This is a genomic window from Streptomyces sp. NPDC059668, from assembly GCF_042734135.1.
In the GTDB taxonomy this organism is placed as follows: Bacteria; Actinomycetota; Actinomycetes; order Streptomycetales; family Streptomycetaceae; genus Streptomyces.
The window spans coordinates 35,559-56,954 of sequence record NZ_JBHWEL010000013.1; the positions used below are offsets into that span (position 1 = coordinate 35,559).

Consider the following 21,396-nt stretch of genomic DNA (forward strand, 5'->3'; position numbering starts at 1 on the left):
TCAGCGCCTCCCCAGGAGCAGTCGGGCCTCGCCGACGGTGATGACGGAACCGGTGACGAGGACACCGCCGCCGGTGTACTCGCCCTCCTCCTCGGCCAGCGTGATCGCGGCCTCGATCGCGTCGTCGAGGCGCGGCTCGACCTGCACCCGGTCCTCGCCGAAGATCTCGACGGCGATCCCGGCCAGCTCGTCCACGTCCATCGCGCGATGGCTGGAGTTCCGCGTGACCACGACCTCGGAGAAGATCGGCTCGAACGCTTCCAGCAGCCCCCGCACGTTCTTGTCGGCACTCGCGCCGACCACACCGATCAGCCGGCTGAAGTCGAAGACCTCGCTGACGGCCTCGGCGGTGGCGCGGGCGCCCGCCGGGTTGTGCGCGGCGTCCACGACGACGGTGGGCGAGCGGCGGACGATCTCCAGACGGCCCGGTGAGGTCACCGCGGCGAAGGCCTTGCGGACGGAGTCGATGTCGAGGCTCTGCGCGTGCGCGGCACCGACGCCGAAGAACGCCTCGACCGCGGCGAGCGCCACGGCGGCGTTGTGCGCCTGGTACGCGCCGTGCAGCGGCAGGAAGATCTCCTCGTACTCCCCGCCGAGCCCGCGCAGCGTGACCAGCTGACCGCCCACGGCGACCTGCCGGGCCACGACCCCGAACTCCAGGCCCTCGCGGGCCACGGTGGCGTCGACCTCGACGGCCTTCTTCAGCAGCACCTGGGCCGCGTCCACCGGCTGCTGCGCCAGGATCACCGTCGCGTCCTGCTTGACGATGCCGGCCTTCTCGGTGGCGATCTCGCCGGGCGTCGTGCCGAGGCGGTCGGTGTGGTCGAGGTCGATGGGGGTGACGACGGCCACGGCGCCGTCGATCACGTTGGTGGCGTCCCAGCTGCCGCCCATCCCGACCTCGACGACGGCGACGTCCACGGGAGCGTCGGCGAAGGCCGCGTAGGCCATGGCCGTGAGCACCTCGAAGAAGGAGAGCCGGTACTCCTGCTGCGAGTCGACCATCTCGACGTACGGCTTGATGTCCTCGTACGTCTCGATGAACCGCTCGGCGGAGATCGGCGTGCCGTCGAGGCTGATCCGCTCGGTGACCGACTGGACGTGGGGGCTGGTGTACCGGCCGGTGCGCAGGTCGAAGGCGCCGAGCAGGGCCTCGATCATGCGGGCGGTGGACGTCTTGCCGTTCGTCCCGGTGATGTGGATCGAGGGGTACGCGCGTTGCGGCTCACCCAGCACGTCCATCAGCGCGGCGATGCGGCTGACGGAGGGCTCCAGCTTGGTCTCGCCCCAGCGGGTGGCGAGCTCGGCCTCCACCTCGCGCAGCGCCCTGTCGATCTCGGGATCGGCCGGGCGGCCGGGGACGTCGGCCCGCTGGGCGGCGCTGCCCCGGGCGCGCAGGGTGCGGCTGCCGGCCTCGATCACCGCGAGATCGGGGTCGCGGTCGGTCTCGGCCGCGACGATCTCGTCGAAGAGACCGATCGGATCGCGCGGTTCCGGTTCGTCTGACTCGCTGCTGTCGTCGTACGGGGGGAGCTCACTCACGCTCCCAGTCTACGGAGCCGTGCCCCTCCGGGGGTTCCCGCCCCCGCCGGCCCTGTGTCCTCGGCTCCGCTCGCCCACGGGGACCGGCCAGGGGCGCTGCGCCCCCTGGACCCCCGCATCGGCCTGAACGGCCTCGTCCTCAAACGCCGGACAGGCTGAAAACGAGGGCCGAAGCCCCACCCAAGGGGCGCGGGGAACTGCGCGACCAGCCCCCACCCACCCGCACCCCAACAACAACCACACGCCCCCCAAACCCGGAAGGGGCGAAGCCCCACCCAAGGGGCGCGAGGAACTGCGCGACCAGCCCCCACCCACCCGCACCCGAGAAACGACCAAGCCCCCCCGGAACCTCGAACCGCAAAGATCCCGGAGGGCACCCGTGGACTACGCCTCCGGCAGCCGCTCCAGCTGTGTCCGGATACGCGCGATGTCCTCGTCCGCCTTGGCGAGCCTCGTACGGATCTTCTCCACGACCTGGTCCGGAGCCTTCGCGAGAAACGCCTCGTTGCCCAGCTTGGCGTTCGCCTGGGCCTTCTCCTTCTCCGCCGCGGCGAGATCCTTGGCGAGCCGTTTGCGTTCGGCCGCCACGTCGATCGTGCCGGAGAGGTCGAGCGCCACCGTGGCACCGGCGACGGGCAGCGTCGCCGTGGCCGCGAAGGCCTCCCCTTCCGGCTGAAGACGCAGGAGCTGACGGATGGCCGCCTCGTGCGGGGCCAGCGCGGTCCCGTCGAGCGTCAGCCGGGCCGGGACGCGCTGACCGGGCTGGAGCCCCTGGTCGGCGCGGAAGCGGCGGACCTCCGTGATGACCTGCTGGAGCGCCTCGATCTCCCGCTCGGCACCGGCGTCACGGAAGCCGCTGTCCTTCGGCCAGTCGGCGACGACGACCGACTCGCCACCGGTCAGCGTGGTCCAGAGCGTCTCCGTCACGAACGGGACGACCGGGTGGAGGAGGCGGAGCGTCACGTCGAGGACCTCGCCGAGCACCCGGCCGGAGATCTTCGCCGGCTCGCCGCCCGCCATGAACGTCGTCTTGGACAGCTCGACGTACCAGTCGAAGACCTCGTCCCACGCGAAGTGGTACAGCGCGTCGGAGAGCTTCGCGAACTGGAAGTCCTCGTAGAACGCGTCGACTTCGGCCACGGTCTTGTTCAGCCGCGACAGGATCCACCGGTCGGTCGCCGACAGCTTCTCCGGCTCCGGCAGCGGTCCCTCGACCGTCGCGCCGTTCATCAGCGCGAAGCGGGTGGCGTTCCAGATCTTGTTGGCGAAGTTCCGGGACGCCTGGACCCAGTCCTCGCCGATCGGCACGTCCGTACCGGGGTTGGCGCCGCGCGCGAGCGTGAAGCGGACGGCGTCCGAGCCGTACTTGTCCATCCAGTCGAGCGGGTCCACGACGTTGCCGAAGGACTTGGACATCTTCTTGCCGCGCTCGTCACGGACCAGGCCGGTGAGGGCGATGGTCTTGAAGGGCACCTCGCCGTCCATCGCGTACAGGCCGAACATCATCATCCGGGCGACCCAGAAGAAGATGATGTCGTGGCCGGTGAGCAGGACGTCGGTCGAGTAGAACTTCTCCAGGTCCGGGGTCCGCTCGGGCCAGCCCAGCGTGGAGAACGGCCACAGGCCGGACGAGAACCAGGTGTCGAGGACGTCCGTGTCCTGCTTCCAGCCCTCGGCCTCCGTGCCCGGCGGCTCCTCGTCGGGGCCGACACAGACGACCTCGCCGGCGGGCCCGTACCAGACGGGAATCCGGTGGCCCCACCACAACTGCCGTGAGATGCACCAGTCGTGCATGTTGTCGACCCAGTCGAAGTAGCGCTTCGACATGTCGGCGGGGTGGATGGCGACCCGGCCGTCACGGACGGCGTCACCGGCCGCCTGCGCGAGCGGGCCGACCTTGACCCACCACTGCATGGACAGGCGCGGCTCGACGGTGGTCCGGCACCGCGAGCAGTGGCCCACGGAGTGGGCGTAGGGGCGCTTCTCGGCGACGATCCGGCCCTGCGAGCGCAGCGCGGCGACGATCGCGCTGCGCGCCTCGAAGCGGTCGAGGCCCTGGAAGGGGCCGTGGGTGGTGATGACGGCCCGCTCGTCCATGACCGTGATCGACTCCAGGCCGTGGCGCTGGCCGATCGCGAAGTCGTTCGGGTCGTGGGCGGGGGTCACCTTCACGGCGCCCGTGCCGAACTCGGGGTCGACGTGGGTGTCCGCGACGACCGGGATCGTACGGTCCGTCAGCGGAAGCTTGATGCGCCTGCCGACCAGGTGCTTGTACCGCTCGTCGTCGGGGTGGACGGCGACCGCCGTGTCACCGAGCATCGTCTCGGCACGGGTGGTGGCGACCACGAGGGTCTCGTCGCCCTCCCCGTACTTGATCGAGACCAGCTCGCCGTCGTCCTCCTGGTACTCGACCTCGATGTCCGAGATCGCGGTCAGACAGCGGGGGCACCAGTTGATGATGCGCTCGGCGCGGTAGATCAGCTCGTCGTCGAACAGCTTCTTGAAGATGGTCTGGACGGCCTTGGACAGGCCCTCGTCCATGGTGAACCGCTCGCGGTCCCAGTCGACGCCGTCACCGAGGCGCCGCATCTGGCCGAGGATCTTGCCGCCGTACTCCTCCTTCCACTGCCAGACGCGCTCGACGAACTCCTCGCGCCCCAGGTCCTGCCGCGACTTGCCTTCCTCGGCGAGCTGCTGTTCGACCTTGTTCTGGGTGGCGATACCGGCGTGGTCCATGCCGGGGAGCCAGAGCGCCTCGAAGCCCTGCATGCGCTTGCGGCGGGTCAGCGCGTCCATCAGCGTGTGCTGGAAGGCGTGGCCCAGGTGCAGCGAGCCGGTGACGTTCGGCGGCGGGATGACGATGGTGTACGGGGGCTTGTCGCTCTTCGCGTCGGCCGCGAAGTAACCCCGTTCTACCCAGCGCTCGTACAGCTTCCCCTCTACCTCGGCCGGCGCGTACTGGGTCGGCAGTTCGGAAGTGGGCGCTGATTGCGGCTGCTGAGAGTTCTCGGTCACGGGGTCAGTTTAGAGGCGTCTCCGCCCTGTCCCGAAACGCGATTCTTTCGTAACGGTCCGCCCCCCACCCCCGTGACGTCCCGGGCGCTGCGCCAGGATGTCAGGAACACATAAGCATCTGGAGGGGAACCCAGAATGAGCTACAACCAGCCGGGCCCGTACGGCGGGCAGCCCCAGCAGCCCGGACCGTACGGCGGTCAGCCGGGGCAGCCTGGACCGTACGGCCAGCCGCCGCAGGCGCCCCAGCCCGGCTACGGCTACCCGGCGCAGGCTCCGGGGACTCCCCCGCAGCCCGGCTACGGCTACCCCCAGCAGGCTCCCCAGGCACCACAGGGTGTCCCGCCCCAGACGCCTCCGTACGGTCAGCCGCAGCCCTACGGCCAGCAGACCGCCTACGGCCAGCAGCCCCCTTACGGCGAGCAGCCTCCCTACGGTCAGCAGCCCTACGGCGTCCCGCAGCCGCCCGCGCCCGGTGGCGGCAAGAAGAAGACGGCGCTCATCATCGGCGCGGTGGCGGTCGTGGCCGTGATCGCCGTGGGCGCCGCCCTCCTCGTCGGTGGCGGCGGGGGCGGCAGTTCGGTCGCGGACGACGGGGCGCACAAGCTGACGGCGCCGGCGACGGTGATCGGCGGCACGTACAAGAAGAGCGGCGACGCCAAGTCCGGCACCATGTCCAAGTCGGACATCAAGGACGCCGAGAGCTGGGGGGTCAAGAACCCCAAGGACGTCAGCGCGAGCTACCAGACCGGAAGCCCCGTCGACGGCAAGCTCGTGACGTTCAGCGGCGTCTACGGCAGCATCGACGACCCGGAGAAGGTCATCGACGCCATGTTCGCCAACACCGAGAAGGAGTCCAAGAAGGGTTCCTCCGCGGACGGCAAACTCGTCGGCAGCCCTCAGAAGATGACGCCCGCCGGCTTCAAGAACGGTGTCATGAAGTGCCAGTTGGTGGAGACCAAGGCCGGCGGCAAAACGACCCGGATGCCGATCTGCATCTGGGGCGATCACAGCACGGTCGCCTACGTGGTCTCGTACGACATGGCGAGCATCATCGCGGGCAAGAGCGGCTCGATGGACGTCGCGGCCGAGACCGCCAGCAAGCTGCGTGACGACGTCCGCGTCAAGATCTGACCGTTCGCGTCGACCACGAAGGGGCCCCGGTCGGTCGACCGGGGCCCCTTCGTCATGTGCCTGGTGTGTCCATCTGCGGATCGTGCGGGTTACGCCGTCTTCTGCTCCCCCGGGCCCCGCCCGCGGGCGTCCCGCGGGATGAGCGTCGGGTTGACGTTCGACAGGACCACGTCGGCGGTGATGACGACACGGGCCACGTCCTTGCGGGACGGGACCTCGTACATCACCGCCTGGAGGACCTCCTCCATGATGGCGCGCAGGCCGCGCGCGCCGGTCTGGCGGAGGATGGCCTGGTCGGCGATGGCCTCGAGCGCCTCACGCTCGAAGTCCAGCTCCACACCGTCGAGTTCGAAGAGACGCTGGTACTGCTTGACGAGCGCGTTGCGCGGTTCGACGAGGATCTGGAGGAGCGCCGCGCGGTCGAGGTTGTGGACCGAGGTGATGACCGGGAGGCGGCCGATGAACTCGGGGATCATGCCGAACTTGACCAGGTCCTCGGGCATGACGTCCTCGAACTGGTCCTTCTCCTCCAGTTCGCGCTTCGAGCGGATCGTCGCTCCGAAGCCGATGCCCTTCGCACCCGCGCGGGACTCGATGAGCTTCTCCAGGCCCGCGAAGGCGCCGCCCACGATGAACAGGACGTTCGTCGTGTCGATCTGGATGAACTCCTGGTGCGGGTGCTTGCGGCCGCCCTGGGGCGGGACCGAGGCCGTCGTGCCCTCCAGGATCTTCAGCAGCGCCTGCTGGACGCCCTCACCGCTCACGTCGCGCGTGATCGACGGGTTCTCGCTCTTGCGGGCCACCTTGTCGATCTCGTCGATGTAGATGATGCCCGTCTCGGCCTTCTTGACGTCGTAGTCCGCCGCCTGGATGAGCTTCAGCAGGATGTTCTCGACGTCCTCGCCCACGTAGCCCGCCTCCGTCAGCGCCGTCGCGTCGGCGATGGCGAACGGGACGTTGAGCATCCGGGCCAGTGTCTGGGCCAGCAGGGTCTTGCCGGAGCCCGTGGGACCCAGCAGGAGGATGTTGGACTTCGCCAACTCGATGGCGTCCTCCCGGCTCTGACCGCCGCCGTTCTCACCCGCCTGGACCCGCTTGTAGTGGTTGTACACCGCGACCGAGAGGGCCTTCTTCGCGGCCTCCTGGCCGACGACGTACCCCTCCAGGAACTCGTAGATCTCGCGGGGTTTGGGGAGTTCCTCCCAGCGGACCTCGCTCGTCTCCGCGAGTTCTTCCTCGATGATCTCGTTGCAGAGATCGATGCACTCGTCGCAGATGTACACACCGGGGCCTGCGATGAGCTTCTTGACCTGCTTCTGGCTCTTGCCACAGAACGAGCACTTGAGCAGATCGCCGCCGTCACCGATGCGTGCCACGGTGTGCTTCCCCTTCGCCTGGGAGACGCCTAGGTCCAGCGACTCCTGGTGCTGCCTTATGAACGACGGTACCTTGCCGAGCCCCCCGTTCGGGCCCCCCTTGGCGTGGTTCACTTTGTCGTGAACCGCGCCAAGGAGCGGCAGACGATACAGCGGTACGTCAGACGACCGCGGAATTGTTCATCTTGCGGGTGGAGATGATCTGGTCGATCAGCCCGTACGCCAGCGCGTCCTCAGCGGTGAGGATCTTGTCGCGCTCGATGTCCTCGCGGATCTTCTCGATCGGCGTGGTCGAGTGCTTGGCCAGCATGTCCTCGAGCTGCGCGCGCATCCGGAGGATCTCGTTCGCGGCGATCTCGAGGTCCGAGACCTGGCCGCGGCCGGTCTCGCTGTAGGGCTGGTGGATCAGCACACGGGCGTTCGGGAGCGCCATGCGCTTGCCCGGCGTACCGGCGGCCAGCAGGATCGCGGCGGCCGAGGCGGCCTGGCCCATGCAGACCGTCTGGATGTCGGGCTTCACGAACTGCATCGTGTCGTAGATCGCGGTGAGCGCCGTGAAGGAGCCACCGGGGCTGTTGATGTAGACCGAGATGTCACGGTCGGGGTCCATCGACTCCAGGCACAGGAGCTGCGCCATGACGTCGTTGGCGGAGGCGTCGTCGATCTGCACGCCGAGGAAGATCACGCGCTCCTCGAACAGCTTCGCGTACGGGTCGTACTCACGCACGCCCTGCGAGGTGCGCTCGACGAAGCGCGGGATGACGTAGCGGGACTCCGCACGAGGACCGGTGTACTCGGCCTGCGTGCGGGCGTGGAGGCCGCTGCCGGGGAAGTCGTTCACTGTGTCTCCTGAAGAGCCTGAAAAGGGCTGAGGCGGTCGCCTGGGGGCGCTGGGGGCTCCTGCGCCGCCCCCCGGGGCGGATGGCGGCGGGTGGGCCCCACAGCCGCCCTGAGGGCGCTGAGGGGCTTACGCGGCCCCGGTGCCGCCGCCGCCCGGCATACCGGCAGCGGTGGGCATGATGTCGTCGATGAGGCCGTACTCCTTGGCCTCGATCGGGTCGAACCAGCGGTCGCGGTCCGAGTCGCGGGTGATCTGCTCCACGGTCTGGCCGGTGTGGAAGGAGGTCAGCTCCGCCATGCGCTTCTTCGTGTGCAGCAGCCGCTCGGCGTGGATCTTGATGTCCGAAGCCGAGCCGGCGAGGCCGGCCGAGGGCTGGTGGATCAGGATCTCGGCGTTCGGCAGCGCGAAGCGCTTGCCGGGCGTGCCCGCGCTGAGCAGGAACTGGCCCATCGAGGCCGCCATGCCCATGGCGATCGTCACCACGTCGTTCTTGATGTACTGCATGGTGTCGTAGATCGCCATGCCGGCGGTGATCGAACCGCCGGGGCTGTTGATGTAGAGGTAGATGTCCTTGTCCGGGTCGGAGGCAAGGAGCAGCAGCTGCGCCGTGATCTTGTTGGCGATGTCATCGTCGACCGCCTGGCCGAGGAAGATGATCCGCTCGCCGAGCAGTCGGTTGTAGACCTGGTCGCCGAGGCCACCACCGATGGGGTCGCCGGCAGCTGTGGGCATCAGATTCGTCACGTATCCACCTGCTCGTCTTACGACGGCGCCGGGCCGTCTCACGTCTTCTGCTGGGGGCGTGGGACCCCGGTGCATTCACCGCTCCGGGCGGCTTCGGGGACTCCCCTGCCCTCGTATTCATGGACCCTAACGCGCTGGTCCCTCCGGGGAATCCCGCAGAAGGAACTGTTCGCTGTGAGCGCATGCGCCGCGCCCCCCGGACCGGGGTGCCGCGGGCCCCTGGAAGGCCGTGGGGAGCCGCGTGGTCAACCCCCGCGGGGCCGTGGGGCGCCCGCCGCCGGCCGTACGCCGTCGGGTGCGTCCGGTCGCGGGGCGCCCATCCGGATCCGCGCGCCCCCTGAGGCACCGGGCCGGCCCTCGGGACGAGGCCTGGGGAGGGGCCGGGGCCTTCGGAGACGGACGGGCCCCCGGGGACTGGGAAGTCCCCGGGGGCCCGTCACGGCGTACCGGTGAGGCGGTCAGGCCTCGGTCTGCTGAGGCGATCAGGCCTCGGGCTTGTCCTCGGCGGCCTCGGACTCGACGACCTCGACGGACTCCGTGGAGCCCTCCGTCTCGTCCTCGTCGTCCAGGTCGACGATCTCGCCGTTCGTGTCCTTGACCGTGGCGGCCTCGACGACGACCGCGAGCGCCTTGCCGCGGGCGACCTCGCCGACCAGCATCGGGACCTGGCCGCCTTCGACGACCGCCTGGGCGAACTGGTCGGGGGACATGCCGGAGGAGGCCGCGCGCCGCATGAGGTGCTCGGTGAGCTCCTCCTGGTTGACGTTCAGCTTCTCCTTGTTGACGAGCTCGTCGAGGACGAACTGCGTCTTGATGCCCTTGACCGCGGCTTCCTTGGTCTCGGCGTCCCACTCTTCCTCGGTCTTGCCCTGGATCTCCAGGTACTTCGCGAGGTCGAGGCCCATCTGGCCGAGCTGGTGGTGCTCGAGGTTGTGCTTGCGGGTGTTGATCTCGTCCTCGAGCAGCTTCTCGGGGACGGGCACCTCGACCAGTTCGAGCAGCTTCTCCAGGACGCGCTCCTGGGCCTGCGTGGCCTGGTCGTACTCCTTCATGTTCTCGAGGCGCTTGCGGCTGTCGGCCTTCAGCTCGTCGAGGGTGTCGAACTCGGAGGCGAGCTGCGCGAAGTCGTCGTCCAGCTCGGGGAGTTCGCGCGCGGCGACCTGGGTGACCTTGACGGTGACCTCGGCCTCCTTGCCGGCCGCGGAGCCGCCCTTGAGCTCGGAGGTGAAGGTGGTCTCGCCACCGGCCTCCAGGCCCTTGACGGCCTCGTCGATGCCTTCCAGCAGCTCGCCGGAGCCGATGGTGTAGGAGACGTCGGAAGCGACGCCGTCCTCCAGCACCTCTCCGTCGACCTTGGCCTCCAGGTCGATCGTGACGACGTCGCCGTCCTGGGCGGCGCGCTCGACCGGCGAGGTGGACGCGAAGCGCTCACGGAGCTCCTCGACGGCCTTCTCGATGTCCTCGTCGCTCACCGCGATGGCGTCGACCTCGACCTCGATACCGGAGTAGTCCGGGATCTCGATGGCCGGACGGACGTCGACCTCGGCGGTGAAGTTCAGCGTCTCGCCGTCCTTCAGCTCGGTGATGTCGACCTCGGGCTGGCCGAGGACGTTCAGCTCAGCCTCGTTGACCGCTTCGGTGTAGAACTTCGGGAGCGCGTCGTTGACGGCCTCTTCGAGCACGGCACCGCGACCGAACCGCTGGTCGATGACGCGGGCCGGGATCTTGCCCTTCCGGAAGCCCTTCACCGTGACCTGCTGGTTGATCTTCTTGTACGCCGCGTCGAGGCTGTCCTTGAGCTCCTCGAAGGGCACCTCGACAGTGAGCCGAACCCGGGTCGGGTTCAGGTTCTCCACGGCGCTCTTCACGGTTCGGTCTCCTTGTGGCTGACTTCTTGGGGGTACTGCTGCGGGGTTCCACCGCGTGCGTCCGCCCGGTCGGTCGGGCGGAGCCTCAGTGGATGCACGAGCCCTTGAGAGACGTGACAGTGCAGACATACGGGCGCGCAACCTGCATAGTAACCGCAGGCGGTACACGCCCCAAAAGGCGATCTTGCGATCCCGGCCATCGGCCTTCGGTCGCCGGATGCCGCTGGTGGTCGGGGTGGCGGGATTTGAACCCACGGCCTTCCGCTCCCAAAGCGGACGCGCTACCAAGCTGCGCCACACCCCGTCGGTGCGACACGTAGGGTACATGCCCGCAGGCAGTGCGGCTGCCGCATTTCACGGGCGTCCGCGAGGCGCCGGAACACGGTGTGCGTCCAGGGGGTACAACCCGCTAGGATGCCTTCAGCGCCGCGGTCACTGACCTGCGGTGCGATGTGTGCGGGCGTAGCTCAATGGTAGAGCCCTAGTCTTCCAAACTAGCTACGCGGGTTCGATTCCCGTCGCCCGCTCCGACACGGCTCAGGCCCAGGTCGGTGGGTACATCTACCCACCGCCTGGGCCTGCGTCATTCGGTGCCGGATCAGCCGTCCGCGCCCGTCGGGCTTCAGGCCCTTCTTCTTCGGCTCGCCGGACTACGGGTGCAACTTCTCGCCCTTCGCCAGCATCGCCACGTACTTCTCTATCCGGCGCGCCCGGGTCTCGGGCTTCTTGGCGTCCTGGATCCGGTACAGGATCGCGTAGCGGTTCTGCCGGTCCAGCGTCTCGAAGAACTCCGCCGCGGCCGGGTCGGCGGACAGGGCCGCCATGAGGTCGTCCGGCACCGTGGCGGTCTTCGCGCCGTCGTAGGCCGCCTCCCAGCGGCCGTCGGCCTTGGCCCGGTCGACCTCGGCCTGCCCGGGGGGATGCATCCGGCCCTGCTCGATCAGGGCGGCCACCTTGTCCCGGTTGGCCTTGGACCACTTGCTGCGCGGCTTGCGCGGGGTGAACCGCTGGAGCCACCACTGGTCGTCGGACGCGGCCTTCTGGCCGTCGATCCAGCCGAAGCAGAGTGCCACGTCGAGCGCCTGGGCGTAGTCCAGCGCGACGATTCCGGGGCCCTTCTTGCGAAGCCTGAGCCAGATGCCGGCCGAGACGGCGTGGTTCTCGCCGAGCCATGCCTGGAACGCCTCGGCGGATTCGAACGCGACGGTCTCCAAGTCCTGAGTCACCCCAGCAGCGAACCACACCCGGCCGATCGCCATGGCACATTCGGGCACGGCCCCGGACGCGGGGTTCACCTGGTCACGGCCGACGGGACAGCCGGCGCCCGCCCGGCCTGCGGGGTGTTCGCCACCCAGGTGGAGGGCTCCGCGGTGGCCCGTGTCCGAAGTGCGGCCCGTTTGCCCGCACATACCCGGCCGGCTACGACCGGTTACGCGACCTTCCGGACCGGCGGGTCACTCAGCACGACCCCTGCCCCTGGCGGAATCCGGACTTGAAGCCGTCCTTGAAGCCTCGCTGGTAGTCCTTGTCCTTGTCCTTGTTCTTGTCCTTGTGGAGAAGGGGGGCGGCCCGTTCGTCGTCGCCACAGCTTCGCTGACCCTGGCGGACCCCGGACTTGAAGCCGTCCTTGAAGCCCCGCGCGTAGTCCTGGTTCGACTTGGAGACGTTGGCGGCCGCGCTGACGTGCGTCTCGCTCGGTGCGGCCGCGGACGCCTGCTGGATGCCGGCCGGGACCAGCGCGAGCGTCACGGCGACGAAAGCCGAGCTCAGGACGGCGGCACCCCTTCTGGGCGAAGTGGACATAGCAACCCCTTCGAATATTTCTCACATAGGGTCAATTTCCACTATAGCCACCCATAAGAGCGTCGCAACTGGGCTTGCTGCTCAGGCATTTCCCGGTCGGACCCCGGTCTCTTCCAGGCGCGGGAGTGGTCGCCGCCGGGCACGGGAGGGCCGGGCGGGAGGGCCGGGGCGCGGCGGCCGGGCGTCCGGCGAGCAGGGGTGGCCGGGGGCGCGGCCGCGGGTCTCCGCGGGCGCCGTACGCGGGCCGGGGCACGGCCGGACCCGGGCCGGGCGCGCCCGCCCGATCGGGGACCCCCGACCGGTCAGGACCACAGGCCGGAGGGTGATCGATCAGAAGCTGATCGAGTTGATGGTCTGGGCTATCGAGTCGAGGAACCGTTGGATGGACGGAGCCATGCCGGTCGACGCGAGGAAGAAGCCGAAGAGCACCGCGACGATCGCGGGCCCCGCCTTGATCGATCCTCCCCGGATCAACACCACGAGGATGATCGCCAACAGCAGTACCACTGACAGCGAGATGGCCACAACTCATCACACCCTACGGTCGGTTCACTCTCCCGGCCCGGGGACGCAACCCCTCGCACCCCCGCCAGAACCATCGTGCCACCAACGCGGCTCCCGTATGCCGCAGGTGACACATCATCGGGTCGCGGACCCCTGGAGCGCGCCTCCCGTGATGTTCGCGCACGAGTGAACGGCACTGCCCCGCGGCGCAATTCGAGGACGCACCGGGTCGGAAATTCGACAGGACCGTTGCTGTGTCCACACATCTCGTCCGCAGCCAATTCGAATTGTTGCCGCGGGCACAGCGGGGACACCGCACACCGGCTGCCAACAGGCCACTAAAGACCAATGAACCGGACATTTCTCCAGAGTCGCCCGCGAGCCTTATGCACCGTTTAGTCGTGAAGAATGGGGACAGATCGCCCCGCAACGCCCCCTTGCGGTAAGCGAATCGGTATGCGGATCCGCTTGCGAACCAACAGGCACACATCTTCAAATACGGGGTACTCGCAGCCCATATGCAGGAATGACGTCGAGGGTTTTACGAAGACACACATACGACGCTAGGGTGCCTCAGATGTTCCACGCCGCCTCGCCCCCCGCAAGCGCAGCAACGTTCCGGACCGCTCCCCTCCGCGCCTGGTGGGAGGGCCCGTGACGAACTCGCTCCGACCGAACGGCCAGCAGCGAGCACCACTCCCCCCGGCACAGCAGCCGGCCCGGGGAGTGCCGGGTCCGCGCTCACCACGGAATCAGTCCGCGCAGCACGCCACGACGGGTACGACCGAGGCCGCCGCCCCGGCCGCGAAGCCCGCGGCGCGGCGCGACGCCTTCTTCGACAACGCCAAGTACCTGGCGATCGTGCTCGTGGCCATGGGTCACGCCTGGGAGCCCCTGAAGGGCCAGAGCCGCGTCCTGGAGGCGGCGTACACGGTCGTCTACGCCTTCCACATGCCGGCCTTCATCATCATCTCCGGCTACTTCTCGCGCAGTTTCGACATGCGCCCCGACCGTCTGAAGCGGCTGGTGACCGGCGTCGCCGTCCCCTATGTCGTCTTCGAGGTGGCGTACGTCCTCTTCAAGCGCTGGGCCGACGACGACCCGTCGCTGCCGATCAGCCTGCTCGACCCGTGGTACCTCACCTGGTTCCTGTGCGCGCTGTTCATCTGGCGGCTGACCACCCCCCTGTGGAAGATGGTGCGTTGGCCGCTCCCGGTCGCGCTCTTCGTCGCCATGCTCGCGTCCGTGTCACCGGACATCGGTGACGACCTCGACCTTCAGCGCGTCCTCCAGTTCCTGCCGTTCTTCGTGCTGGGCCTGGTCATGAAGCCCGAGCACTTCCAGCTGGCGCGCCGCCGTGAGGTGCGGATCCTGTCGGTGCCGGTGTTCGCCGCAGCGCTGGCGGTCGGCTGGTGGGCGGTGCCCCGGATGAACACCGCCTGGTTCTACCACCGCGACAGCGCGCAGGAACTGGGCGTCCCGTGGTGGGTGGGCCCGGTGATGGTGTTCGCCCTGTTCGGCTGCTCGCTGGTGCTCACCGCGTGCTTCTTCTCCTGGGTGCCGCGCCGCCGGACGTGGTTCACGGCGCTCGGCGCGGGCACGCTGTACGGCTATCTGCTGCACGGCTTCCTGGTCAAGGCCGGCACCTACTGGGGCTGGTTCGACCACGGGTGGCTGCACAAGCCGCTCGGTGAGATCTTCGTGACCCTCGTCGCTGCCGCGGCCGTCACCCTGCTGTGCACGCCACCCGTCCGGCGCGTCTTCCACTTCGCGATGGAGCCCCGCATGGACTGGGCCTTCAGGCGGGACGCCACGGAGCTGGCCCGCGAACGGGCCCGGGCCGGGGCCTGAGGGCTGTCCCGCAGGCCGGGCCCGGGCGGGACCGGCCCTCAGTTCGGGGGCAGGCCCAGCAGGACCCGCATGGCGGCGTACTTCTTCGTGAGCCGGGCGCGGGTGTGCTCGTCGAGGACCGCGAGCCGGGCCGGGTCACCGTTGTGCGCCAGGTCAGAGGCCTTGACCAGGAGGGCCCCCGGAGTCGTACGGATGCGCTTCGCGTACGACTCCGGGGGCTCTCCTTCGCGTTTGGTGAGCGCCAGCACGATGTCCCGTGTGCGAGCGGGCAGCGCGGCCTCGTGCAGCCAGTCCTCGGAGAGCACGTCGTCCTCGACGGCGTCGTGCAGCCAGGCCGCCGCCATCTGTTCGTCGTCGCCGCCGCGCTCACGCACCCCGTCCGCGACGGCCTGCAGGTGCTCGGTGTACGGCCGCCCCGCCTTGTCGGTCTGGGCGGAGTGCGCCGCACGGGCGAGGGCCTCTATCTCGGCCAGGGTCAGGAGAGTCTGCGTCACCCCTCCAGTGTCTCCCGTCGCAGGGCCGCGCGGGCCGGGACCGCGCCCGCCGTCGCCCCGAGCACGGTGATCGACGCGCGTGCCATCCGTAGGGCGACGGAGGAACGGCCGCCGGGAGAGAGGAGTCCCGTCGGGAGAAAGGAGTCAGCGGGCCGGGGCGGGTGCCTGCCGGCAGATGAGCAGGAGGGCCCTGTCGTCGTTCACGTCCTTGGCCACCGCCTCGATGAGGTGCCAGGCGGCGCCGTGGAAGCCGCCGGCGACGTACCGGTCGGCCTCGCCGGTGAGCCGGTCGATGCCCTCGACGATGTCCCGGTCGGAGGTCTCCACCAGGCCGTCCGTGAAGAGCATGAGGACGTCACCGGGCCGCAGCGAACCCTTCACGGGGTCGAACTGCGCGCCGTCGTACACACCGAGCAGCGGACCCTCGGCCGCCTTCTCCTCCCAGCGTCCGCTGCCCGCGCTGAGCTGAAGGCCCGGCGGGTGTCCCGCGGAGAAGAGCTCGTAGTCCCCGGAGTCGAGGTCGAGGACCAGGTGGATGGAGGTGGCGAAGCCCTCGTCCCAGTCCTGACGCAGCAGGTAGCCGTTGGCCGCGGGGAGGAAGGCGTGCGGGGGGAGCGAGCCCAGCAGGCCGCCGAAGGCGCCGGACAGGAGCAGCGCCCGCGATCCCGCGTCCATGCCCTTGCCCGACACGTCCGTGAGGACGACCTCCAGGGTCCGGCCGCCGTTCGTACGGGCCGCGACCACGAAGTCGCCCGAGAAGGACTGGCCGCCGGCCGGGCGCAACGCCATCTCGCGGTGCCAGCCGAGCGGCAGCTTCGGCAGCTTGCTCTGGACCCGGATGCGCTCGCGCAGGTCGAAGAGCATGGTGCCGCCGCGGCGCCAGGGCACTCCCACGCGGCTGCGGAACTGCGCGATCAGCAGACCGAAGAAGCCGCAGGCCGCGACGACGAGGACCACACCGGGCGTCACCCGGGACGGACCCTCCGTGTACGGGCCCAGTTTCACGGACTCGACTATCAGCGCGGTGGCGGCGGCCGCGTAGAGACCCAGCAGGCTCGCGGGGCGCAGCAGGAGGCCGCCCGCCACGATCGGGAGGACCAGCGCGGCGGGTGAGCACCAGACCGAGTTGACCAGTGTGGTCGCCGCGATCAGCGGGATCGTGAGCAGCAGACCGGCCAGGGCGATCCAGTCGGACCCGTCCCCGCGGAAGTAGTCCACGGCGGATCTGCGCAGGCCGGTGCGGGCCCGGTGCCATTGCTTCTTCAACCGGGCCGTGAACGTCTCGGCTTCCGCGCGCCGCCCTCGTCCTGCTGCCATTAGTTCGGGACCCTATCCATCGGACCAGGTGCTTGGCACGGGAGGTCCCACTTGTCCCCCGTCCGAGCGCTCAACATCACAGTGAACTGCACAGTGAACTGCACGGCGAGCCTCATGGAGAAGGTCACGGCACGCACCCCCCGCGGCCCGTGGAAAATCCTCTCGCTCGTACCGCACCGCCCTGGTAGGCATGGCTCATGACGACTGACTTGCGGGTGCTGCGGCAGCCCGAGTGGGATGCGTGGTACGACAATCTGGTTCGCGCCTTCGGGGGTGTGCCGGAGTCGTCCGAGGAGCGCGAGCTGTGGAGCGAGCTCACAGAGTACGACCGATCCCTGGGAATCTGGGAGGGCGACCGGTGCGTGGGCACCGCGGGGGCGTTCTCCTTCCGGGTCACGGTCCCCGGCGGCGCCTCCGTACCGGCCGCGGGCATCACGATGGTGAGCGTCGCGGCCACGCACCGGCGGCGCGGGCTGCTGACGTCGATGATGCGACGGCAGCTGGACGACATCCACTCCTGGGGGGAGCCGCTCGCCGTCCTGACCGCGTCGGAGCCGGCGATCTACGGCCGGTTCGGCTACGGCATCGCGACGCACCAGCACAACGCCGAGATCGACACGACCCGGGTGCGACTGTCCGTACCGGCCGGCACCGATGACGTACGTCTGCGGTTCGCCGCGCCTGCCGACGTCCTCGACGCCTGTGAGTCGGTGTACGCGCGGACGGTTCCGGGGCGGCCGGGCATGCTGGCGCGGCGGCCCGGCTGGGAGCGGGTGATGGTCCTCGACCCGGAGAGCGAGCGGAACGGGGCGTCGCCCCTGCAGTGCGTGGTCGCCGAGCGGGACGGCGAGGTCGTCGGCTACGCCCGGTACCGGATCAAACCGGACCACGACCACACCGGGGCCAAGGCCACCGTCGTCCTCGACGAGCTCCAGGCGCTGGACCCGGCGGCGGACGCCGCGTTGTGGCGGCTGCTCTTCGACCTCGACCTGACGACGACGCTGCGCACCCGGGGGCGTCCGGTGGACGAGTCGTGGCAGCACATGGTGTCCGACATCCGGCGCTGCGCCGTGCGGTTGCGGGACGCGCTGCACGTACGGCTCGTCGATGTCGACGCCGCGCTGGAGGCGCGGACCTACCAGGCGCCGGTGGACCTGGTGTTCGAGGTCGAGGACGCGTTCTGCCCCTGGAACGAGGGCCGTTGGCGGCTCACCGGCGACGCGAAGGGGGCCTCCTGCGTGCCGACCCGGGAGCCCGCCGATCTCGCGCTGTCCGTACGGGAGTTGGGCGCGGCGTATCTCGGCGGGGTGTCCCTGGTGTCGCTCGCGACGGCCGGGCGGGTGCGGGAGCTGCGGCAGGGGGCGCTGGCGGAGGCCTCGGTGGCGTTCTCCTCGGCGGTCGCGCCGTGGCTTCCGCACGGGTTCTAGTACCGCGGCGGGTGACCGGTTCGTACGGGGCCGGGGCGCGGGTTCCGGGGCCGGGGCGCGAGTTCCGGGGCCGGGTCGGGCTCCGGGGCCGGGTCGGGGCCCGGGACCGACTCCGGGTCCAGGACGGAGTCCCGGTCCAGCTCATCGGTGCTGGCAGTACGGGCACCAGAAGAGGTTGCGGGCGGCGAGACCGGCGGTGCGGATCTCGCCGCCACAGATGTGGCAGGGCAGGTCGGCCCTGCGGTACACGTAGACCTCGCCGCCGTGGTCGTCCACCCGGGGTGGACGGCCCATGGCCTCGGGGGCGTGTTCCGGACGCACCGTGTCGATGCGGTTGTTGCGTACGCCCTCGCGCATCAGGCCCACGAGGTCGGTCCAGACCGCGTCCCACTCGGCGGGGGTGATGTCCCTGCCCGGGCGGTACGGGTCGATGCCGTGCCGGAAGAGGACCTCGGCGCGGTAGACGTTGCCCACGCCCGCGATGACCTTCTGGTCCATGAGCAGGGCGGCGATGGTGGTGCGGCTGCGGGAGACGCGGCGGTAGGCCACCGACGGGTCGGCGTCGGGGCGCAGGGGGTCCGGGCCGAGGCGGGCGTGTATCGCCCGCTTCTCGTCGTCGGTGATCAGGGCGCAGGTCGTCGGGCCGCGGAGGTCGACGTACGTCACGGGGCTCGCGAGGCGCAGACGGACCGTGTCCGAGGGGGGCGGGGCGGGGACGTCGCCGAAGTTCACCTTGCCGAAGAGGCCCAGGTGGATGTGGACCCACTCGGAGGCGCGGAAGCCCAGGAAGAGGTGTTTGCCGTGGGCGTCCGCGGATTCCAGGGGGGCGCCGTCGAGGAGGGCGGCGGCGTCCGCGAACTTGCCCTGGGGGCTGGTGACGCGGATGGGGGTACCGGTGAAGGCGGCCCCGTAGTCCTCGGCCAGCCGGTGGATCGTGTGCCCCTCGGGCACGGGGTCCTCCTGGTTGTGTGCACCTGTGACGAACCGGGCGGGGGGACTTCTCCCGCCCCCGCCGCCCCTCTCCCTGGGGGCTCCGCCCCCAGCCTCCCGCCAAGGGGCTGCCGCCCCCTTGACCCCAGCTTCACCCGAAGGGCTCGCCCTCGAACGCCGGACGGGCCGGGGATGCGGGCCCGCGCCCCGGGCCCGACGGGCTGAGGCGACAGGCCCGCGTCCTGGGCCGGGCGGGCTACGCCTGCGGGTGGTGGGGCGGGATCGGCGGGAGGTCGCCCGTGGCCTCGTACGCCGAGAGCATGTCGATGCGGCGGACGTGGCGGTCCACGCCGGAGAACGGGGTGTTGAGGAAGGTCTCGACGAACTTGGTCGCCTCCTCCTCGGAGTGCATACGGGCGCCCACGGAGACGACGTTGGCGTTGTTGTGCTCGCGGCCCAGCGCCGCCGTCTCCTCGCTCCAGGCGAGCACGGCGCGGACGCCGGCCACCTTGTTCGCCGCCATCTGCTCACCGTTGCCGGAACCGCCGATCACGATGCCGAGGGCACCGGGGTCGGCCACCGTGCGCTCCGCGGCGCGGAGGCAGAACGGCGGGTAGTCGTCCTCGGCGTCGTAGACGAGGGGCCCGCAGTCGACGGGTTCGTGGCCGGCCTCCTTGAGCCACTCCACGAGGTGGTTCTTGAGTTCGAAGCCAGCATGATCGGAGCCGAGATACACGCGCATGGTCCGAGTGTGACACGGCTGTTCCGGATCGGCCTCGCCGGGTGCCGCCAGGCAAAACTGTGAGCAAGGCTACAAAACCTCAAGGAAACCTCAAGTAACGATCCGGATTCAAAGGTTCACGAATTCCTTTGCCTCCGATTCACTGGACCGGCTCGTACACCGCTCGTACGAGTCCCGTACACCGCTCGTACGGGAAGTACGAGAAGTCCGAGCAGTTCACCCCCAACGGAAGTACGGGAAATCCGCTCACCGGCGCAAAGGAATCCCCCCTCATGACCTCGCAGCCGACCCCCACGAAGGCCGCCGACGGCCCCGGAGGCCCCGGAGAACCCGGTTCGGGCCTCCAGGCCGGACTCAAGAACCGTCATCTGACCATGATCGCCATCGGTGGCGTCATCGGAGCGGGCCTCTTCGTGGGCTCCAGTTCCGGTATCGCGACCGCCGGACCGGGCATCCTGCTCTCCTACGCCCTCGTCGGCACGCTCGTGGTGCTGGTGATGCGGATGCTGGGCGAGATGTCCGCCGCCAATCCGACCTCCGGTTCGTTCTCCGCCCACGCCGACCGCGCGCTCGGGCGCTGGGCCGGTTTCTCGATCGGCTGGCTGTACTGGTTCTTCTGGGTGGTCGTCCTGGCCGTCGAGGCGACGGCGGGCGCCACCATCCTCGAAGGCTGGGTCCCGGCGGTACCGCAGTGGGGCTGGGCGCTCATCGTGATGATCGTGCTCACCGCGACCAACCTGGTCTCGGTCGGCTCGTACGGTGAGTTCGAGTTCTGGTTCGCCGGGATCAAGGTCGTGGCGATCGGCGCGTTCATCGTCGTCGGCGGCCTCGCGATCTTCGGTGTGCTGCCCGGCGTCGACGCCCCGAAGGCCGGACTGGGGAACCTCAGCGACCACGGCGGCTTCCTGCCGCACGGTCCCGGCGCGATCCTCACCGGTGTGCTCCTGGTCGTCTTCTCCTTCATGGGCAGCGAGATCGCGACCCTCGCCGCCGGTGAGTCCGAGAACCCGCAGCGGGCCGTCACCAAGTCCACCAACAGCATCATCTGGCGGATCGGCGTCTTCTACCTCGGTTCGATCCTGGTCGTCGTCGCCCTGCTGCCCTGGAACGACCCGTCCATCAAGGACAAGGGCTCGTACGTCGCGGCCCTCGACTCCCTCGGCATCGCGCACGCCGGCGAGATCATGAACTTCATCGTGCTGACGTCCGTGCTGTCCTGTCTCAACTCCGGCCTCTACACGGCCTCCCGGATGGCCTTCTCACTCGGTGAGCGCGGGGACGCGCCCAAGGCCTTCGCCAGGACCACCTCGCGCGGCGTGCCGCTGGCCGCGATCGTCGTCTCGGTCGTCTTCGGCTTCGTCGCCGTCTTCTTCAACTACAAGTTCCCGGACTCGGTCTTCCTCTTCCTGGTCAACTCCTCCGGCGCGGTCGCCCTCTTCGTCTGGCTGGTCATCTGCTTCTCGCAGCTGCGGATGCGGAAGATCATCGAGCGCGAGTCCCCGGAGAAGCTGGTCGTCAAGATGTGGCTGTACCCGTACCTGACCTGGGCCACGGCCGCACTGATCGTCTTCGTCCTCGGCTACATGCTGACCGACACCGAGCACGACGGCCGCGAGACCGTGCTGCTGTCGCTGCTCGTCGCCGCCGTGGTGGTGGCCATCGCGGTGGTCAGGCAGCGGCTGCGCGGCGGCGACGCCGCCGCCGTGGCGGAGCCCGCGGGCACCCCGGTGCCGGTCGAGGCCTCGTCCGAGGCCCGCTGAGCAGCACGGATCCGACGAGGGCGGGGCCCGGGGGGGGGGCCCCCCCCCCCC

General features: G+C 69.6%; 17 protein-coding genes and 2 tRNA genes. 5 read left to right on the plus strand and 14 right to left on the minus strand.

Annotated features, from left to right (window positions below):
• Positions 1–1,542: a bifunctional folylpolyglutamate synthase/dihydrofolate synthase gene (locus ACFV2J_RS12770; protein ID WP_385082219.1), complete on the minus strand. Its 1,542-nt coding sequence runs from the start codon at positions 1,540–1,542 to the stop codon at positions 1–3.
• Between the two features lie 384 nt (positions 1,543–1,926).
• A complete protein-coding gene (locus tag ACFV2J_RS12775) occupies positions 1,927–4,557 on the minus strand; it encodes a valine--tRNA ligase (RefSeq protein WP_385082220.1) in 2,631 nt (876 codons plus the stop codon).
• Between the two features lie 135 nt (positions 4,558–4,692).
• Here ACFV2J_RS12775 and ACFV2J_RS12780 point away from each other — a divergent pair, with 135 nt between their 5' ends.
• Complete coding sequence (locus ACFV2J_RS12780; RefSeq protein ID WP_385082222.1) at positions 4,693–5,688, plus strand: hypothetical protein; 996 nt, start codon at positions 4,693–4,695, stop codon at positions 5,686–5,688.
• 89 nt (positions 5,689–5,777) lie between these two features.
• Here ACFV2J_RS12780 and clpX read toward each other — a convergent pair whose 3' ends face one another.
• The 5 genes from clpX to ACFV2J_RS12805 all read right to left on the minus strand — a co-directional run bounded on the left by clpX (position 5,778) and on the right by ACFV2J_RS12805 (position 10,821).
• On the minus strand, positions 5,778–7,064 hold the full coding sequence (gene clpX / locus ACFV2J_RS12785; protein WP_385082224.1) for an ATP-dependent Clp protease ATP-binding subunit ClpX: 1,287 nt from the start codon (positions 7,062–7,064) through the stop codon (positions 5,778–5,780).
• A 160-nt stretch (positions 7,065–7,224) separates the two neighbouring features.
• Positions 7,225–7,905 carry an ATP-dependent Clp protease proteolytic subunit gene (locus tag ACFV2J_RS12790; RefSeq protein WP_153290595.1) on the minus strand — a complete coding sequence of 227 codons (681 nt, stop codon included), beginning with the start codon at positions 7,903–7,905 and terminating at the stop codon, positions 7,225–7,227.
• A 126-nt stretch (positions 7,906–8,031) separates the two neighbouring features.
• Positions 8,032–8,637: an ATP-dependent Clp protease proteolytic subunit gene (locus tag ACFV2J_RS12795; RefSeq protein ID WP_060897745.1), complete on the minus strand. Its 606-nt coding sequence runs from the start codon at positions 8,635–8,637 to the stop codon at positions 8,032–8,034.
• Between the two features lie 494 nt (positions 8,638–9,131).
• A complete protein-coding gene (gene tig / locus ACFV2J_RS12800; RefSeq protein WP_385092770.1) occupies positions 9,132–10,517 on the minus strand; it encodes a trigger factor in 1,386 nt (461 codons plus the stop codon).
• A 227-nt stretch (positions 10,518–10,744) separates the two neighbouring features.
• Positions 10,745–10,821: transfer RNA gene (locus tag ACFV2J_RS12805), tRNA-Pro, on the minus strand.
• Between the two features lie 152 nt (positions 10,822–10,973).
• On the opposite strand from ACFV2J_RS12805, the gene ACFV2J_RS12810 reads away from it, so the two are divergent.
• Positions 10,974–11,044, plus strand: a tRNA-Gly gene (locus ACFV2J_RS12810).
• A 123-nt stretch (positions 11,045–11,167) separates the two neighbouring features.
• Here the strand turns inward: ACFV2J_RS12810 and ACFV2J_RS12815 are convergent.
• The 3 genes from ACFV2J_RS12815 to ACFV2J_RS12825 form a co-directional block, all read right to left on the minus strand.
• Positions 11,168–11,776: a YdeI family protein gene (locus tag ACFV2J_RS12815; protein ID WP_385092767.1), complete on the minus strand. Its 609-nt coding sequence runs from the start codon at positions 11,774–11,776 to the stop codon at positions 11,168–11,170.
• Between the two features lie 199 nt (positions 11,777–11,975).
• Positions 11,976–12,320 carry a hypothetical protein gene (locus tag ACFV2J_RS12820; protein ID WP_385092764.1) on the minus strand — a complete coding sequence of 115 codons (345 nt, stop codon included), beginning with the start codon at positions 12,318–12,320 and terminating at the stop codon, positions 11,976–11,978.
• 330 nt (positions 12,321–12,650) lie between these two features.
• Entirely contained in the window at positions 12,651–12,845 is a 195-nt protein-coding gene (locus ACFV2J_RS12825) for a hypothetical protein (protein ID WP_054231893.1), read from the minus strand.
• A gap of 633 nt (positions 12,846–13,478) precedes the next feature.
• Here ACFV2J_RS12825 and ACFV2J_RS12830 point away from each other — a divergent pair.
• Complete coding sequence (locus ACFV2J_RS12830; RefSeq protein ID WP_385092761.1) at positions 13,479–14,675, plus strand: acyltransferase family protein; 1,197 nt, start codon at positions 13,479–13,481, stop codon at positions 14,673–14,675.
• A 38-nt stretch (positions 14,676–14,713) separates the two neighbouring features.
• Here the strand turns inward: ACFV2J_RS12830 and ACFV2J_RS12835 are convergent, their stop codons facing one another.
• Both ACFV2J_RS12835 and ACFV2J_RS12840 read right to left on the minus strand, forming a co-directional pair.
• Positions 14,714–15,169, minus strand: a complete 456-nt coding sequence (locus ACFV2J_RS12835) for an HD domain-containing protein (protein ID WP_385092758.1) — start codon at positions 15,167–15,169, stop codon at positions 14,714–14,716.
• Between the two features lie 144 nt (positions 15,170–15,313).
• Positions 15,314–16,486: a PP2C family protein-serine/threonine phosphatase gene (locus ACFV2J_RS12840; RefSeq protein WP_385092756.1), complete on the minus strand. Its 1,173-nt coding sequence runs from the start codon at positions 16,484–16,486 to the stop codon at positions 15,314–15,316.
• Between the two features lie 197 nt (positions 16,487–16,683).
• Here ACFV2J_RS12840 and ACFV2J_RS12845 point away from each other — a divergent pair, with 197 nt between their 5' ends.
• Positions 16,684–17,913, plus strand: a complete 1,230-nt coding sequence (locus tag ACFV2J_RS12845; RefSeq protein WP_385092753.1) for a GNAT family N-acetyltransferase — start codon at positions 16,684–16,686, stop codon at positions 17,911–17,913.
• Positions 17,914–18,054: 141 nt separating this feature from the next.
• Here the strand turns inward: ACFV2J_RS12845 and ACFV2J_RS12850 are convergent, their stop codons facing one another.
• Entirely contained in the window at positions 18,055–18,864 is an 810-nt protein-coding gene (locus ACFV2J_RS12850) for an Fpg/Nei family DNA glycosylase (protein ID WP_385438499.1), read from the minus strand.
• Positions 18,865–19,099: 235 nt separating this feature from the next.
• Positions 19,100–19,585 (minus strand): ribose-5-phosphate isomerase, encoded by a 486-nt coding sequence (locus ACFV2J_RS12855; protein WP_385097385.1) that lies wholly within the window; start codon positions 19,583–19,585, stop codon positions 19,100–19,102.
• A gap of 272 nt (positions 19,586–19,857) precedes the next feature.
• Between ACFV2J_RS12855 and ACFV2J_RS12860 the strand changes: the two genes are divergently transcribed.
• On the plus strand, positions 19,858–21,345 hold the full coding sequence (locus ACFV2J_RS12860; protein ID WP_385097387.1) for an amino acid permease: 1,488 nt from the start codon (positions 19,858–19,860) through the stop codon (positions 21,343–21,345).
• The last annotated feature ends 51 nt before the right edge of the window (positions 21,346–21,396 follow it).